Here is a 15,245-nt window from a genome sequence, read left to right as displayed (position 1 = left end):
CTTACCGGAAGAAGATCAGCGTCACCAGGACGAACAGCGGCACCAGGATGCCGAAGGACCAGAGCAGATAGCCGAAGAAGCTGGGCATCGCCACGCCGCGCTCCTCGGCGATGGCCTTGACCATGAAGTTCGGGGCATTGCCGATATAGCTGTTGGCGCCCATGAAGACGGCCCCGGCGGAAATCGCGGCGAGCGTCACCGACAGGTCGGTCATCAGAACCTGCGCATCGCCTCCCGCCGTGTTGAAGAAGATCAGGTAGGTCGGTGCGTTGTCGAGGAAGCTCGACAGCAGCCCGGTCGCCCAGAAATAGGCGGCCGGGTTCGGCCGTCCGCCCTCGTTCACCGCCGCGATGATGCCGCCCAGCGCCCCGTCGGTGCCGGCCTTCAGGATGGCGATGGCCGGGATGATGGTCAGGAAGATGGCGGCGAACAGCTTCGCCACCTCCAGGATCGGCCCCCAGCTGAAGGCGTTCAGGCTGCGGCTCTTCTTGCTGGTCAGCCGCAGCGACAGCAGCGTGATCCCGATCAGCAGGAACTGGGAGACGATGGTCTCCAGCGGCACCGGCACATGGTAGATCGTGACGCCGACGCCGGGATGCCAGACGCCGCTCAGCAGGACGGCGCCGACGATGGCGACCAGCAGCAGCAGGTTGACCGCCCCCTCGATCCGTACCGGCTCGCGCTCGTGCACCCCCTCGATCAGCGGGTGCTTGCCGGGATCGCGGGTGTGCAGCCAGACGTCCAGCACGAAATAGATCGCCAGCAGACAGGCCGCCAGGAATCCCATCGGCGCCAGCAGGTGGACGGTCGGCCAGAAGAAGTCGACGCCCTTCAGGAAGCCCAGGAACAGCGGCGGGTCGCCCAACGGAGTCAGCGATCCGCCGACGTTCGACACCAGGAAGATGAAGAAGACGACGGTGTGGACCTTGTGCTTGCGATGCTCGTTGGCGCGCAGCAACGGGCGGATCAGCAGCATCGACGCCCCGGTCGTCCCCATCAGGCTGGCCAGCGCCGTTCCCAGCGCCAGCCCCAGCGTGTTGGCGAGCGGCGTTCCCACCAGCGATCCGGCGATCCGGACCCCGCCGGCCACCGTGAACAGGGCTGTCAGCAGCACGATGAAGGGTATGTATTCCAGCAGCACCGTATGGGCCAGCTCGTAGGCCGCCAGATCGACCCCGAACACCGCGGCGAAGGGCAGCAGGAAGGCCAGCGCCCAGGCTGCGGCGATCTTGCCGAAATGGTGGTGCCAGAGCCCCGGCGCCATCAGCGGCAGCAGCGCGATCGACAGCAGGATCCCGGCGAAGGGCAGCACCCACAGCACTCCGAGCTCCCGCCCGTCGAGATGCGGCACCCCCGCCCCTTCCACCGCCATGGCTGGTCCGGGCCAGGCTGCCAGAAGGACGCTGGCCGCGAGGGGAAGAAGGCGGGCGACGCTGGTTCGGGTCATTGGTTCAGCCGGATGGGAAATGATCAGGGGTCGTAAGTGTTTGGCAAAGCGAAGGCGTGGCCGCAAGCCTTTAAGGCCGGGCAGGCGCCTCGCCGGCACGGCAGGCGCGCAGTTCGACCGGCCCGTCGGCCCGTGGCCCGGTCCAGCCGGACAGCGCCCTGCACTCCCCGCCTGCGCAGAGGCGGTGGTCGCCGGTAAAGGCGGAGGCCGCCAGCAGGATCCGCTCCTGCGGCGGCAGGTTCGGAACCCAGACCAGCCAGCCGTCGCGCAGCCGGGCGTCCGGTCCGGGTTCCATGCCGGCGCCCGTCCCCTTCACGCGGGCCTCCACCGGATGAAGGAGCCCCTCCCCCACCCGCCAGACCTCCCGCCATTGCGTCTTCTCGACGGAGTGGGTCCAGGACAGGGTGACGAGCGGCCCCGGCAGGCTCGCCAAAACCGCGCCGCCCAGCGCCGCGATGCACAGCGCCGTGCTCACCGGCCGGCCGTCATGCCGGCTGGGCCGCCTGCACGCCCTTGCGGCGGCGATACTGCCAGAGGACGAACAACGCGGTCACGGCGAACGCCACCTCGTCGGTGATCGGGAGGGCGACGACGAACAGGAAGGCGCCCGCGGTGGCGAGGCCCCGCTCCGCCCAGTTCAGCGGCGTCCAGAAGAACCCGATGGCGGCAGCGCCCCACAGGCCGATGGCGATGCAGGCCTTCACGAAGATGTAGGCGACGGCCATCCAGTCGCCGCTCTGCAGCACCAGCGCCGGATCGTAGACCGCCATGAAGGGCACGACATAGCCGGCCATGGCGATGCGCGTGGCGATGAAGCCGATCTGCATGTGCCCGGCCCGGCAGATGGACGAGGCGGCGAGTGCCGCGAGCGCCACCGGCGGTGTCAGGTCGGCCATGATGCCGAAGTAGAAGACGAACATGTGGCTGACGATCAGCGGCACCCCCATGGTCAGCAGGGCCGGTGCCGCGATCGAGGCGGTGATGATGTAGTTCGCGGTGGTCGGCAGGCCGGTGCCCAGCACGATGCAGGTGACCATGGTCAGCACCAGCGCCGCCAGCAGGCTGCCGCCGGACCAGTTCACGATGGTCGTCGCGAAGCTGGAGGCGAGGCCCGTCAGCGTCATCATGCCGATCAGCACACCGACCAACGCGCAGGCGATGCCGACGCCGATGGCGTTGCGCGCACCGTCCGCGGCGGCATGGACGACCAGCGCCAGCGTCTCCCGCCCGCCCTTGAACAGCAGGCAGGGCACCACCAGCAGGGCGACCAAGGCGAAGGCCAGATGCTCGGTCCGCAATCCGGCCCGCCACAGCGCGGCGGCGGCCAGCCCGAGCGCGATCCAGAACAGGGCGCGCAGTACCACCGGCCCGATCGTCGTGACCACCCGCATCCCCAGGATCAGCGCCACCGTCGCCGCGATGCCGATGACGCCGGCGAACAGCGGCGTGAAGCCGGCGAACAGCAGATAGACCAGCGCCGCCAGCGGCAGGATCAGGTACCAGCCTTCCACCAGCGCCCGCGAGGCGCTCGGGCACTGGTCCTTCGGCAGGCCGACCAGGTTGCGCATCCCGGCTTCCAGATGAACCATCCAGAAGGCGCTGCCGAAATAGAGGATCGCCGGGATGGTCGCGGCCAGGGCGACCTGGCTGTAGGGCACGCCGATGGTCTCCGCCATGATGAAGGCGGCGGCCCCCATCACCGGCGGCATGAGCTGCCCCCCCATGCTGGCTGTCGCCTCCACGGCACCGGCGAAGGCCGGGCGATAGCCGAAGCGCATCATCAGCGGGATGGTGAACTGGCCCGTCGTCAGCACATTGGCGACACCCGACCCGTTGATCGTCCCCATGAATCCGGAGGAGATCACCGCCACCTTGGCCGGCCCGCCCCTGGCGTGGCCGACCAGCCCGAGCGAGACGTCGTTGAACAGCTTGATCATCCCGGCCCGCTCCAGGAAGGCGCCGAACAGGATGAACAGGAAGATGTAGGTGGAGGAAACGAAGGTCGGCGTGCCGTAGATGCCCTCGGTCGACAGGAACAGCGTGTCGATCACCTGGTCCAGGTCGTAGCCGCGATGGGCCAGCCCGAAGGGCAGCGACCGGCCGAACAGCGCATAAGGGATGAAGACGCCGCAGAGGATCGGCAGCGCCAGCCCCATGATCCGCCGGGCCGCCTCGAACACCAGCGCCACCGCGACGATGCCGACGGCGATGTCGGCGCCGCTGGGATCGCCGGCCCGCTGGATCAGGTCAACCTCGAAGACATAGTGGTAGAGCCCGATGGCGAAGGCGCCGAGGCCGAGAAGCCAGTCGTACCAGGGAACCCGCCGCCGCTCGCCCACCTTGCGGAACCCGAACAGGGTGAAGGTCATCAGCAGCAGGAATCCGACATGGATCGACCGCACCACGACGGTGGACAGCGGGTTGAACGCCGCCGTCCAGATCTGGAAGGCCGAGAAGGCGACCGCGATCGCGAAGACGAGCTTGCCGTCGAAGCCCTCGAAGGCCGCGACGGTTGCCGGATTCTCGCGGTCGATCGCCTGGCGGATCTGGGCGTCCGCCTCGCTCTGCTTGGCAGTCAACAGAAGGACTCCGGGGGCGCGGCGCTTACATCAGGCCCTTTTCCTTGTAGAACCTGATCGCTCCGGGGTGCAGGGGCACCGGCGACCGGGTGGCGGCCGGGTCCAGCTTGATCTGCTTCGCCGCGACGTGGGCGGCGGCCAGCGCGTCGAGATTCTCGAACAGCGTCCTGGTCATGGCATAGGCCGCCTCGTCCGAGACGCCGGAATGGCTGACCAGCAGGTTGCGGACGGCGGCGGTCGGCACGGCCTCGGTCTGGCCGGGATAGGTGTTGGCCGGCACCGTCTCCGCGATGTAGGCGTCATCGCCGACCTTCTGCACCACCTCGGCCGGGATCGACACGATGGTGACCTCCTGCGAGGACGACAGGTCCTTGATCGCCGCCACGCCCAGCCCGGCGGAGATCAGCGTGGCGTCGAGCTGGCGGTTCTTGATCAGATCCACCGATTCGCCGAAGGGCAGATACTCGGTCTTGGCGAAGTCCTTGTAGGTCAGGCCGGCGGCGCCGAAGATGGCGCGCGCGTTCAGCTCCGTCCCCGACTTCGGCGCGCCGACCGACACGCGCTTGCCCTTCAGGTCGGCCAGGGTCCTGATGCCCGATTCCTTGCTGGCGACCACCTGGATGTAGTTGGGATAGATGGCGGCGATGGTCCGCAGCTTGTCCAGCTTGCTCTTGAAGCCGGCCTCCTCGTTGCCCTTCCAGGCGTCGCCCAGCGAATCGCCGAGCGTGAAGCCGATCTCGCCGCGCCCGGCCTGCAGAAGGTTCAGGTTCTCGACCGATGCCTTGGTCGCCTGGGCGGTCACCTTGGCGCCCGGCAGGGCCTTGCCGTAGATGTTGGAGAGCGCCACCCCCAGCGGGTAATAGACGCCGCTCGTGCCGCCGGTCAGGACGGTGATGAAGGATTCGGCCCTGGCCTGGGTGCTGGCGACCGGAGACGAGGCGATCAGGCAGAGTCCGACCGCGGCGAGCAGGCGTTTCATCGGGTGTCCTCCCAAGACGTTGTTCATGGGCGCGTTCTTCGCGCGGAGTCGCGGACATGCAGGCGCACATCCCGGGGCGTATGGTTTCCCAAGCCACTGTAACGCGGGCCAAAATAGCGCGCCAGTACGTACAATCCGATAGCGGGACGGCCCCGGTCCGATTCTTTCGTCTCACGGACTGTTCGGAACCTTGACCAAAACGGGTGGTGATCCCCTATGCTTGGCATGGCACGGCCGAACGCGCCGCCGGGGACAAGCCGGGACCGGCCGCCGACACGACTCGAGACCCGCCGGACACGGGTCCGGACCTTGGAGGGAGGAACGACATGCCGAGTACCGTTACGATCACCGTCAACGGCAAGACGGTCTCGCGCGAGGTGGAGGAGCGCACCCTCCTCGTCAGTTTCCTGCGCGACCATCTGGGCCTGACCGGAACCCACATCGGCTGCGACACCAGCCAGTGCGGCGCCTGCGTCGTCCATCTCGACGGCCGCTCGGTCAAGTCCTGCACGATCCTGGCGGTCCAGGCCGACGGCGCCAGCATCACCACGATCGAGGGGCTGGCCGCCGCCGACGGCACGCTGCACCCGATGCAGGCGGCCTTCCGCGAGCATCACGGCCTGCAGTGCGGCTTCTGCACGCCGGGCATGGTGATGAGCGCCGTCGATCTCGTCGCCAACACCCCGAACCCGACCGAGCAGGACATCCGCGACGGGCTGGAAGGCAACATCTGCCGCTGCACCGGCTACCACAACATCGTCAAGGCGGTGCAGGCGGGGGCCGAGGCGATGAAGACGGCGGCACCCGCCCCGGTGGCCGCCGAATAACAAGCGTACGGGCAAGGCGCGAGCAGGACCGAAGGCGAGGTTTCCTACGGGAGGAATCAAGTTATGGCCAACCCCAACGGCATCGGCGCCTCCGTGCGCCGCCGGGAAGATGCGCGTTTCCTGACCGGTCGAGGCAGCTACACCGACGATTTCAAGCGGCCGAGCATGACCCATGCGGTCTTCGTCCGCTCCCCCCACGCCCATGCCAGGGTCGCCGGCATCGACGCGACGGAGGCGCTGGCCGCCCCCGGCGTCGTCGCGGTGCTGACCGGCGCCGACATGGCGGCGGACAATGTGGGCAGCCTGCCCTGCGGCTGGCAGATCCACTCCAAGGACGGCTCGCCGATGAAGGAGCCGCCGCACTACCCGCTGGCGCGCGACCGCGTGCGCTATGTCGGCGACGCGGTGGCGATGGTGATCGCCGAGAGCCGCGACGCCGCCCGCGACGCCGCGGAGCTGGTGATGGTCGATTACGAGGAGCTGCCGGCGGTCGCCTCCTCCACCGCCGCGTCCGACGCCTCGGCCGCGCTGGTCCATGACGATGCGCCGGGCAACCTCTGCTACGACTGGCACCTCGGCGACAAGGCGGCGGTGGACGCGGCCTTCGCCCAGGCCGCGCATGTCGCGACCATCGACCTCGTCAACAACCGGCTCGTCCCCAACGCCATGGAGCCGCGCTCGGCGCTGGGCGAGTTCGACGCAGCGACCGGCGAGTACACGCTGACCACCACCAGCCAGAATCCGCACGTCATCCGCCTGCTGATGGGCGCCTTCGTGCTGGGCATCCCCGAGCACAAGCTGCGGGTGGTGGCGCCGGATGTCGGCGGCGGTTTCGGGTCGAAGATCTTCCACTACGGCGAAGAGGCCTCGGTGACCTGGGCGGCCCGCAAGGTCGGCCGGCCGGTGAAGTGGACCGCCGACCGCTCGGAGAGCTTCCTGACCGACGCCCACGGCCGCGACCATGTCAGCCATGCCGAGCTGGCGATGGACCGCGACGGCAACTTCCTGGCGCTGCGCGTCTCCACCCTGGCCAACCTCGGCGCCTATCTCTCGACCTTCGCGCCGTCCATTCCGACCTACCTCTATGCCACGCTGCTCGCCGGCCAGTACAAGACCCCGGCGATCTATGCCGAGGTGAAGGCGGTCTTCACCAACACCGCCCCGGTCGACGCCTACCGCGGCGCCGGCCGTCCCGAGGCCTGCTACCTGATCGAGCGGCTGGTCGACGTGGCGGCCGGCGTGGTCGGGCTGGACAAGGCGGAGATCCGCCGCCGCAACTTCATCCCCGCCGCGGCGATGCCGTACCAGACCCCGGTGGCCCTGCAGTACGACACCGGCGACTTCGCCAAGAACCTCGACATGGCGCTGCCGATGGTGGACTACGCCGGCTTCCCCGCCCGCAAGGCGGCGGCCCGTGCCCGCGGCAAGCTGCGCGGCATCGGCTTCGCCACCTACATCGAGGCCTGCGGCATCGCGCCGAGCAACGTCGCCGGCGCGCTCGGCGCCCGTGCCGGGCTCTATGAATGCGCCGAGGTGCGCTTCCACCCCACCGGCTCGGTCACCGTCTTCACCGGCGCCCACAGCCACGGCCAGGGCCACGAGACGACCTTCGCCCAGCTCGTCGCCGACCGCTTCGGCATCCCGATCGAGAATGTCGAGATCGTCCACGGCGACACCAGCAGGATCCCCTTCGGCATGGGCACCTACGGCTCCCGCTCGCTGGCGGTCGGCGGTTCGGCGCTCGTGAAGGCGATGGACAAGGTGGAGCGCAAGGCGAAGAAGATCGCCGCCCACATGCTGGAGGCCGCCGAGACCGACATCGAGGTGAAGGACGGCCGCTTCACCGTCGCCGGCACCGACAAGGCGCTGGGCATCGGCGACATCGCGCTGCAGGCCTATGTCCCGCACAACTTCCCGCTCGACGAGCTGGAGCCCGGCCTGGACGAGCAGGCCTTCTACGACCCGAAGAACTTCACCTATCCCAACGGCTGCCACGTCTGCGAGGTGGAGATCGATCCGGAGACCGGCGTCACCCAGGTCGTCGCCTTCACCGCGGTGGACGATTTCGGCCGGGTCATCAACCCGCTGATCGTCGAGGGGCAGGTGCATGGCGGCATCGTCCAGGGCATCGGCCAGGCGCTGTTCGAGAACTGCGTCTATGACGAGTCCGGCCAGCTCATCACCGGCTCCTACATGGACTACTGCATGCCGCGGGCGGACGACGTGCCGTCCTTCACCGTGGCCTATCACGAGGACCAGCCCTGCACCCACAACCCGCTGGGCGTGAAGGGCTGCGGCGAGGCCGGGACCATCGGCGCCTCGGCCGCCGTGATGAACGCGGTGATGGACGCCCTGTCGGACCACGGCATCACCCACCTCGACATGCCCGCCACGCCCGAGAAGGTCTGGCGCGCCATCCAGGCCGCCACGCCGGCCATGGCTGCGGAGTAAAGGAGAAGCCCATGTACGCATTCTCGTACCAACGGCCCCGCACCGTCGCCGACGCGCTGGCGGCCCTTAAGACGGAAGACGCCAAGCTGCTCGGCGGCGGCCAGACCCTGCTGCCGACGCTCAAGCAGCGGCTCGCCCGCCCCAGCCTGCTGGTCGATCTCAGCGGCGTGCCCGAGCTGAAGGGCATCCGCGAGACCGCCGACGGGCTGGAGATCGGCGCCTTCACCCGCCATGCCGAGGTCGCCCATTCCGACCTCGTCAAGCGCGTCATCCCGTCGCTGGCCGCGCTGGCCGAGGGGATCGGCGACCGGCAGGTGCGCAATCTCGGCACCATGGGCGGGTCGATCGCCAACGCCGACCCCTCGGCCGACTATCCCTCGGCCGTGGTGGCGCTGAAGGCGACGGTCCGCACCGACCGGCGCGAGATCGCCGGCGACGACTTCTTCACCGGCATGTTCGAGACCGCGCTGGAACCGGAGGAGGTCCTCACCGCCGTCAGCTTCCGCCGGCCGGACAAGGCGGCCTACGCCAAGTTCCGCAACCCGGCCAGCCGCTACGCCATCGTCGGCGTCTATGTCGCGCGGTTCGGGGCGGAGGTGCGCGTCGCGGTGACCGGTGCGGCCGGTTCCGTCTTCCGGGCCACCGACATGGAAGCGGCGCTGGCCGCCGACTTCCGCGCCGGCGCGCTCGACGGCATCACCGTGCCGTCCGACGGCCTGAACGCCGACATCCACGCCAGCGCCGACTACCGCGCCCACCTCGTCACCGTCATGGCGAAGCGGGCGGTGGAGGCGGCGGGGTGATGACCTTCGGGCGGGGGCACGACACCCCCGCCCGACCGGCCGCCCACCCTCGGGTTGACGTCGCTGCGGTCGCCGCCCATCCTCCGCTGGTCTGTCGCGGAACGGGAAACTCGCCATGAGACGCTGTCTGAGGCTGGAGGCGGTGGTTCACACGGAACGGCATGCCGCCCTGAAGACGGCCGGCGACGCGATTTCGGCGGCCGGGGGATGGATCGAGGACCACAACCTGCTCTCGGACGTCATGGCCATGATCGCGTTCGTCATTCCAGCCAACCGCGCCGAGGCGTTCGCACGCTCCCTTGTCGAGGCCGGGTTCATCCTGGACCGGCCCGCCGCGGGCGACTGGGCGGAGTCCGAGCAGGACCTGTCGGGGCAACTGACGATGCTCTTCTCCAGGGGAGGCGGCGATCTGACCCACCAGCGCCCGGCGTTCCACTGACCGCACCGGCACCGGCGTTCCCCGACGCCATCCGGGCCGCCTCCCCTGCCTCACCGACGGTGTCGACGCTTTTTGCGGCGCGATGATGTTGGAGAGGTCGAACACTTACCCACGGTACGGCGCATCCCCTCATGCCCAATCCTCGTCCCGCCCCCCTCCCCGCCTCCGTCGATGCCACGCTGGATCTGCTGACGGGCGGCAGCTACGTCGCCGACCGCTCGCTGGCCACATCGCTCTATCTCGCGCTGAAGCTGAGGCGGCCGCTGTTCCTGGAGGGCGAGGCCGGCGTCGGCAAGACGGAGATCGCCAAGGTCCTCTCCGCCACGCTGGGGAGGAAGCTGCTGCGGCTGCAGTGCTACGAGGGGCTGGACGCCGCCGCCGCGGTCTATGAGTGGAACTACGCCCGCCAGATGATGGAGATCCGGTTGGCGGAGGCGACGGGTGACCGCGACCGGGACGCGCTGTCGGCCGACCTGTTCTCCGACCGCTTCCTGGTCAAGCGACCGCTGCTCCAGGCGCTGGAGCCCGACCTCGCCGGTCCGCCCGTCCTGCTGATCGACGAGCTGGACCGCACCGACGAGCCCTTCGAGGCCTATCTGCTGGAGATCCTCTCGGACTTCCAGGTCAGCATCCCGGAATACGGCACGATCCGCGCCGCCGAGCCGCCGATCGTCATCCTGACCTCCAACCGCACCCGCGAGATTCACGACGCGCTGAAGCGGCGCTGCTTCTACCACTGGGTCGATTACCCCTCGGCGGCGCGCGAGCGCGAGATCCTGGCGGTGAAGGCGCCGCAGGCCGACGCCCGGCTGGCCGCCCAGGTCGTCGGCTTCGTCCAGTCGCTGCGCGGGATGGACCTCTACAAGGCCCCCGGGGTCGCGGAGACGCTGGACTGGGCCCAGGCCCTGGTCGAACTCAACCAGCTCGAGCTGGAGCCGACGGTCATCAACGACACGCTCGGCACGCTGCTGAAGTACCAGGACGACATCGCCCGCATCCAGGGCAGCGAGGCAGCACGCATCCTGGCGCAGGTCAAGACCGAGCTGGCCGCGACCACCGCGCGATGAGCGCCGCCGACACCCCGGCCGCGCGCAAGCCCGGCGACCGCCTCGCCCTCAACCTCATGCACTTCGCCCGCGCGCTGCGCGCCGCCGGCCTGCCGGTCGGGCCGGGCAAGCTGCTGGAGGCGATCGAGGCGGTGGAGGCGGTCGGGCTCGGCAACCGCGCCGACTTCTACTGGGCGCTGCACGCCGTCCTCGTCACCCGCCACGACCAGAGCGAGCTGTTCGACCAGGCCTTCCATGTCTTCTGGCGCAATCCCGACATCCTGAAACGGATGATGGCGATGATGCTGCCGACCGTGCGGACGGAGGCGACGACCAACCAGCCGGAGATGTCCCAGCGCGTCGCCGATGCCCTGCGCGAGGCCGCACCGGGGGTCGAGGCGCCGGAGAAGACGGAGATCGAGCTGGAGGCCTCCTTCACCGTCTCCGCCGCCGAACGGCTGCAGTCCAAGGACTTCGAGACGATGACCGCGGCGGAGATGGCGGAGGCCAAGCGCATGCTGGCCCGCATCGCCCTGCCGGTGGCCGAGGCGACCACCCGCCGCTTCCGCCCCGACCCCTCCGGGCCGCGGGTGGACCCGCGTGCGACGCTGCGCCGCATGCTGCGCGCCGGCGGCGACCTCACCGACCTCGCCCGCCGCCGGCGCCGCACCAGGCCGCCGCCGCTGGTGGTGCTGTGCGACATCTCCGGCTCGATGACCCGCTATTCCCGCATGCTGCTGCACTTCATGCATGCGGTGACCAACGACCGCGACCGCGTCCACAGCTTCGTCTTCGGAACCCGGCTGACCAACATCACCCGCCACCTGCGGCACAAGGACGTGGATGTCGCGGTGGACGCGGTGTCGCAGGCCGTCGCCGACTGGTCGGGCGGCACCCGCATCGGCTCGGCGCTGCGCAGCTTCAACCGCGTGTGGGCGCGGCGGGTGCTGGGCCAGGGGGCCATCGTCCTTCTCATTACCGACGGGCTGGACAGGGATGCAGGGGAAGGGCTTGCAGACGAGGCTGATCGGTTGCACAAAAGCTGTCGGCGGCTCGTCTGGCTGAACCCTTTGTTGCGTTGGGAGGGGTTCGCCCCGAAATCATCGGGAATCCGGGCGCTGCTGCCGCATGTGGACGATTTTCGTGCCGCGCACAGCCTGAACAGCCTGGCGGAACTAGCCGACGTCCTGTCGCGCGAGGGTCCGCGCAGGCATGAGGGCATGCGCCGGTGGTTGAAGGAGGCGGCAGGATGAGCGACACCCTGATGGCGGACGACATATTGGAGCGGGCCGCCGCTTGGCGGGCGCAGGGCCGCAGGGTCGCGTTGGCGACGGTGGTGTCCACCTGGGGCTCGTCGCCCCGCCCGGTCGGCAGCCAGATGGCGGTCGACGAGGCCGGCGCCATGGCCGGATCGGTCTCCGGCGGCTGCATCGAAGGGGCCGTCGCGCACGAGGCGCGGAAGACCATGCAGGACGGCGAGCCGCGCCTGCTCTCCTTCGGCGTGACCAACGAGATGGCTTGGGAAGTCGGGCTGGCCTGCGGCGGGCAGGTGCAGGTCTATGTCGAGGCGGTGGAATGAAACGCGACATCCTTGAACGGCTGCTGGCGGCCAAGACCGCCGGCACTCCGGTCGCGCTGGTCACCGACCTTGCGACCGGCCTGCAGACCCTGGTCTTCCATGATGCCGTGCACGGCGCCTTCTCGCTGGAGGAGCCGCGGCTGGAGGAGGTGCGCTGCCGCCTGCGCCAGGACCGTTCCGGCATGATGGAGGACATGGCGGGCGACGAGGATCGCCTGTTCGTCCAGGTCAACAATCCGCCGATGCGGCTCTTCGTCGTCGGCGCCGTGCACATCGCCCAGGCGCTGGCCCCCGTCGCCCGGCTGACCGGCTACGACGTCACGGTCATCGACCCGCGCACCGCCTTCGCCTCGGCGGAGCGGTTCCCCGGCGTCACCCTGAACACCGACTGGCCGGACGAGGCGCTCGCCGCGCTGAAGCCGGACGGCCGCACCGCCGTGGTCGTGCTGACCCACGATCCCAAGCTGGACGACCCGGCCCTGGTGGCCGCTCTGCGCTCGCCCGCCTTCTATGTCGGGGCGCTGGGCAGCAAGCGCACCCATGCCAAGCGGCTCGACCGGCTGCGCGACATGGGGCTGAGCGAGGCCGAGGTGATGCGCATCCGCGGGCCGGTCGGCCTGTCGATCGGCGCCGTCACTCCGCCGGAAATCGCCCTGTCGATCATGGCGCAGATCACCTGCGCGCGCCGCGGGGAGCGCCATCCCTGCTGACGGAGCCCTGACCCGATGGAGTTCGGCCCCCTGCCGCTGAGCGATGCCGAAGGCGCCATCCTGGCGCATTCGCTGCGGCACGGGCGGGCCGTCTTCAAGAAGGGGCGCGTCCTCACCGCCGCCGACCTCGCCACCCTGGCCGAGGCCGGCGTCACCCATGTCACCGCCGCCAGGCTCGGCCCCGGCGATCTCGGCGAGGATGCCGCGGCGACCCGCATCGCGGCGGTGCTGGCGGGCGGGAACGTCACGGCCGGCGCCGCCTTCACCGGCCGCGTCAACCTCTTCGCGGCGACCCGTGGCCTGCTGGTGCTCGACGGCGGACGGATCGACGCGATCAACCTGCTGGACGAGAGCGTCACCGTCGCCACCCTGCCCGCCTTCTCGCCGGTCGAGCCGGGGCAGATGGTGGCGACCGTCAAGATCATCCCTTTCGCCGCTCCCGAGGCGACCGTCGCGTCTGCCGAGGCGCTCGCGGCCGGCGACCCGCCCCTGTCGGTGAAGCCCTTCGGATCGCTGGCGGCCGGGCTGATCCAGACCCGCCTGCCGGGCATGAAGGACAGCGTGCTCGACAAGACCGTCGCGGTCACCGCCGAGCGGCTGGAGGCGCTGGGCGGCCGCCTGATGGTCGAGACGCGCTGCGATCACGAGGATGGGGCGCTCGCCACCTGCATCGGCTCTCTCCTCGCCGAGCGGGGCGCGGCCGGACAGGCACCGCTCGGCCTGCTGCTGATCGCCGGAGCCTCGGCGATCACCGACCGGCGCGACGTGCTGCCGGCCGGAATCTCCCTGGCCGGAGGCAGCGTCGAGCATTTCGGCATGCCGGTCGATCCGGGCAACCTGCTGCTGCTCGCCCGGTTGGGCGGGATGCCCGTGCTGGGCCTGCCGGGCTGTGCCCGCTCGCCCAAGCTGAACGGCTTCGACTGGGTGCTCCAGCGCATCGCCGCCGGCCTGCCGGTGACGCGGCAGGACGTCATGCGCATGGGGCTCGGTGGCCTGCTCGCCGAGATTCCGACCCGTCCCCTGCCGCGGGCCGGCGTCACCGAGGCGCCGCGCGCCCCGCGCATCGCCGCCCTGGTCCTTGCCGCCGGCCGGTCGAGCCGCATGGGCGGCACCAACAAGCTGCTGGCCGAGGTGGAGGGCCGCCCGCTCGTCGCCCGGACGGTGGATGCGGTCCTGGCGTCCCAGGCCGTCCAGGTCATCGTGGTGACCGGCCACCAGGGGGAGGCGGTCGGCGCCGCCCTGGCCGACCGGCGCGTCACGCTGGTCCACAACCCCTCCTTCGCCGAGGGGCTGAGCAGTTCGCTGCGCGCCGGGCTGGCCGCCGTGCCCGGCGATGCCGACGGGGTGGTGGTGTGCCTGGGCGACATGCCGCTGGTATCCGCCGCGGTGATCGACCGGCTGATCGCCGCCTACAACCCCCTGGAGGGCCGGGCGATCTGCATCCCGACGATCCAGGGAAAGCAGGGCAACCCCGTCCTGTGGGACCGCGGCTTCTTCGCCGAGATGGCGGCGCTGAGCGGCGATGCCGGGGCCAAGCGGCTGATCGGCGCCCACGCCGACCGGCTGTGCGAGGTGCCGGTGGACGATGCCGGCGTCCTGTTCGACGTCGACACGCCGGACCTGCTGGCGCAGTTGCGGACGGCCGGCTGACCCCGCGCCGCTCCGGTCAGGCATCCGCCAATCAGGGGCCGGGAAACGGTTTCGGCCTCACCTTCGTCTGATGGTCCGGCGGACCGTCGCCGCCGTCGGGCTGCCGGCCGCGGTAATAACCCTTCTGCCAGCGTGCCTGTGCCGCCTCGCTGCCGGGGCTTTGCAGATCCTCGTTGAACTGCGCGCGGGATCCCGCCCACAGCCGGTAGCGCGCTGCCAGCTCGGGATCGCTGTCGAGGTCGCGCACCTCCGGCTCAAGGCTCTCGATCAACGTGCGCTGGATCGGCATCAGCGTCGCGAAGGGCTCCCCGTCTCCCAGGTCACCGGCGTGTCGGGGGCGGTGAACTTCCAGTTCATGGTGAAGGGATAGGGCGACCAGTCCGTCTCGATGATGCCGGACAGGCCGGCGATGCCGTGCTTGGGTGGTTGACCGGTCCGGTGACCATCAGGTTGATCCCCGGCGGCGTGCGGAACAGCACCGCGACGTGGAAGGTCAGGATGCCCGCCCCGAAATGGCTGGCCGGCAGCAGCGGATGCGGCGCGTCCTCCGTGACGGTGATGGCCTCGGTGCCCGTCCCGCCGTCCCACACCGCCGTGACCCGCACCGGGCACAGGATCTCCCAGCCATGCATGCTCGCCATGTTCAGCGGCAGGCAGCGGTAGCCGTACTGGTCGGGCAGCGCGTCGATCCAGTCGCGGGTCGGGCGGGCCGGCCGGATCGCCGGCATCACTCCG

13 protein-coding genes and 1 pseudogene are annotated in these 15,245 nt (G+C 70.0%); 9 read left to right on the top strand and 5 right to left on the bottom strand.

What is annotated here, in order from left to right; translation table 11 throughout:
• Window position 1: 1 nt before the first annotated feature.
• From DEW08_RS12820 to DEW08_RS12805, 4 genes are all read right to left on the bottom strand, one after another.
• A complete protein-coding gene (locus DEW08_RS12820; RefSeq protein WP_109327668.1) occupies window positions 2–1,447 on the bottom strand; it encodes a sodium:proton antiporter in 1,446 nt (481 codons plus the stop codon).
• Window positions 1,448–1,517: 70 nt separating this feature from the next.
• Complete coding sequence (locus DEW08_RS12815) at window positions 1,518–1,922, bottom strand: DUF1850 domain-containing protein (RefSeq protein ID WP_109327666.1); 405 nt, start codon at window positions 1,920–1,922, stop codon at window positions 1,518–1,520.
• A 10-nt stretch (window positions 1,923–1,932) separates the two neighbouring features.
• Window positions 1,933–4,026, bottom strand: coding sequence for a TRAP transporter permease (locus tag DEW08_RS12810; protein WP_109327664.1), 2,094 nt, complete (start codon window positions 4,024–4,026; stop codon window positions 1,933–1,935).
• A 25-nt stretch (window positions 4,027–4,051) separates the two neighbouring features.
• Window positions 4,052–5,005, bottom strand: coding sequence for a TAXI family TRAP transporter solute-binding subunit (locus DEW08_RS12805; RefSeq protein ID WP_109327662.1), 954 nt, complete (start codon window positions 5,003–5,005; stop codon window positions 4,052–4,054).
• 326 nt (window positions 5,006–5,331) lie between these two features.
• Here DEW08_RS12805 and DEW08_RS12800 point away from each other — a divergent pair, with 326 nt between their 5' ends.
• The 9 genes from DEW08_RS12800 (at window position 5,332) to DEW08_RS12760 (ending at window position 14,510) form a co-directional block, all read left to right on the top strand.
• A complete protein-coding gene (locus DEW08_RS12800) occupies window positions 5,332–5,832 on the top strand; it encodes a (2Fe-2S)-binding protein (protein ID WP_109327660.1) in 501 nt (166 codons plus the stop codon).
• Window positions 5,833–5,895: 63 nt separating this feature from the next.
• On the top strand, window positions 5,896–8,283 hold the full coding sequence (locus DEW08_RS12795) for a xanthine dehydrogenase family protein molybdopterin-binding subunit (protein ID WP_109327657.1): 2,388 nt from the start codon (window positions 5,896–5,898) through the stop codon (window positions 8,281–8,283).
• An 11-nt stretch (window positions 8,284–8,294) separates the two neighbouring features.
• Window positions 8,295–9,086, top strand: a complete 792-nt coding sequence (locus tag DEW08_RS12790) for an FAD binding domain-containing protein (protein WP_109327655.1) — start codon at window positions 8,295–8,297, stop codon at window positions 9,084–9,086.
• 115 nt (window positions 9,087–9,201) lie between these two features.
• Entirely contained in the window at window positions 9,202–9,525 is a 324-nt protein-coding gene (locus tag DEW08_RS12785; RefSeq protein WP_109327653.1) for a hypothetical protein, read from the top strand.
• Window positions 9,526–9,656: 131 nt separating this feature from the next.
• Window positions 9,657–10,592, top strand: coding sequence for an AAA family ATPase (locus DEW08_RS12780; protein ID WP_109327651.1), 936 nt, complete (start codon window positions 9,657–9,659; stop codon window positions 10,590–10,592).
• Window positions 10,589–11,824: a vWA domain-containing protein gene (locus tag DEW08_RS12775; RefSeq protein ID WP_109327649.1), complete on the top strand. Its 1,236-nt coding sequence runs from the start codon at window positions 10,589–10,591 to the stop codon at window positions 11,822–11,824. The genes DEW08_RS12780 and DEW08_RS12775 overlap by 4 nt, the downstream gene beginning before the upstream one ends.
• Window positions 11,821–12,150, top strand: coding sequence for an XdhC family protein (locus tag DEW08_RS12770; protein ID WP_168220355.1), 330 nt, complete (start codon window positions 11,821–11,823; stop codon window positions 12,148–12,150). The genes DEW08_RS12775 and DEW08_RS12770 overlap by 4 nt, the downstream gene beginning before the upstream one ends.
• A complete protein-coding gene (locus DEW08_RS12765) occupies window positions 12,147–12,860 on the top strand; it encodes an XdhC family protein (RefSeq protein ID WP_109327647.1) in 714 nt (237 codons plus the stop codon). The genes DEW08_RS12770 and DEW08_RS12765 overlap by 4 nt, the downstream gene beginning before the upstream one ends.
• Window positions 12,861–12,875: 15 nt before the next feature.
• Window positions 12,876–14,510, top strand: coding sequence for an NTP transferase domain-containing protein (locus DEW08_RS12760; protein ID WP_109327645.1), 1,635 nt, complete (start codon window positions 12,876–12,878; stop codon window positions 14,508–14,510).
• A gap of 31 nt (window positions 14,511–14,541) precedes the next feature.
• Here DEW08_RS12760 and DEW08_RS12755 read toward each other — a convergent pair.
• A pseudogene (locus DEW08_RS12755) lies at window positions 14,542–15,238 on the bottom strand (DUF6065 family protein).
• Between the last annotated feature and the right edge of the window lie 7 nt (window positions 15,239–15,245).

The organism is Azospirillum thermophilum, assembly GCF_003130795.1.
In the GTDB taxonomy this organism is placed as follows: Bacteria; Pseudomonadota; Alphaproteobacteria; order Azospirillales; family Azospirillaceae; genus Azospirillum; species Azospirillum thermophilum.
This window is presented reverse-complemented; position numbering and strand designations above follow the sequence as displayed.

Coding starts and splice junctions, on each gene's coding strand:
- DEW08_RS12765 (WP_109327647.1), top strand. CDS start 12,147: ATGAAACGCGACATCCTTGAACGGCTGCTGGCGGCCAAGACCGCCGGC.
- DEW08_RS12800 (WP_109327660.1), top strand. CDS start 5,332: ATGCCGAGTACCGTTACGATCACCGTCAACGGCAAGACGGTCTCGCGC.
- DEW08_RS12820 (WP_109327668.1), bottom strand. CDS start 1,447: ATGACCCGAACCAGCGTCGCCCGCCTTCTTCCCCTCGCGGCCAGCGTC.
- DEW08_RS12795 (WP_109327657.1), top strand. CDS start 5,896: ATGGCCAACCCCAACGGCATCGGCGCCTCCGTGCGCCGCCGGGAAGAT.
- DEW08_RS12790 (WP_109327655.1), top strand. CDS start 8,295: ATGTACGCATTCTCGTACCAACGGCCCCGCACCGTCGCCGACGCGCTG.
- DEW08_RS12775 (WP_109327649.1), top strand. CDS start 10,589: ATGAGCGCCGCCGACACCCCGGCCGCGCGCAAGCCCGGCGACCGCCTC.
- DEW08_RS12770 (WP_168220355.1), top strand. CDS start 11,821: ATGAGCGACACCCTGATGGCGGACGACATATTGGAGCGGGCCGCCGCT.
- DEW08_RS12805 (WP_109327662.1), bottom strand. CDS start 5,005: ATGAAACGCCTGCTCGCCGCGGTCGGACTCTGCCTGATCGCCTCGTCT.
- DEW08_RS12785 (WP_109327653.1), top strand. CDS start 9,202: ATGAGACGCTGTCTGAGGCTGGAGGCGGTGGTTCACACGGAACGGCAT.
- DEW08_RS12780 (WP_109327651.1), top strand. CDS start 9,657: ATGCCCAATCCTCGTCCCGCCCCCCTCCCCGCCTCCGTCGATGCCACG.
- DEW08_RS12760 (WP_109327645.1), top strand. CDS start 12,876: ATGGAGTTCGGCCCCCTGCCGCTGAGCGATGCCGAAGGCGCCATCCTG.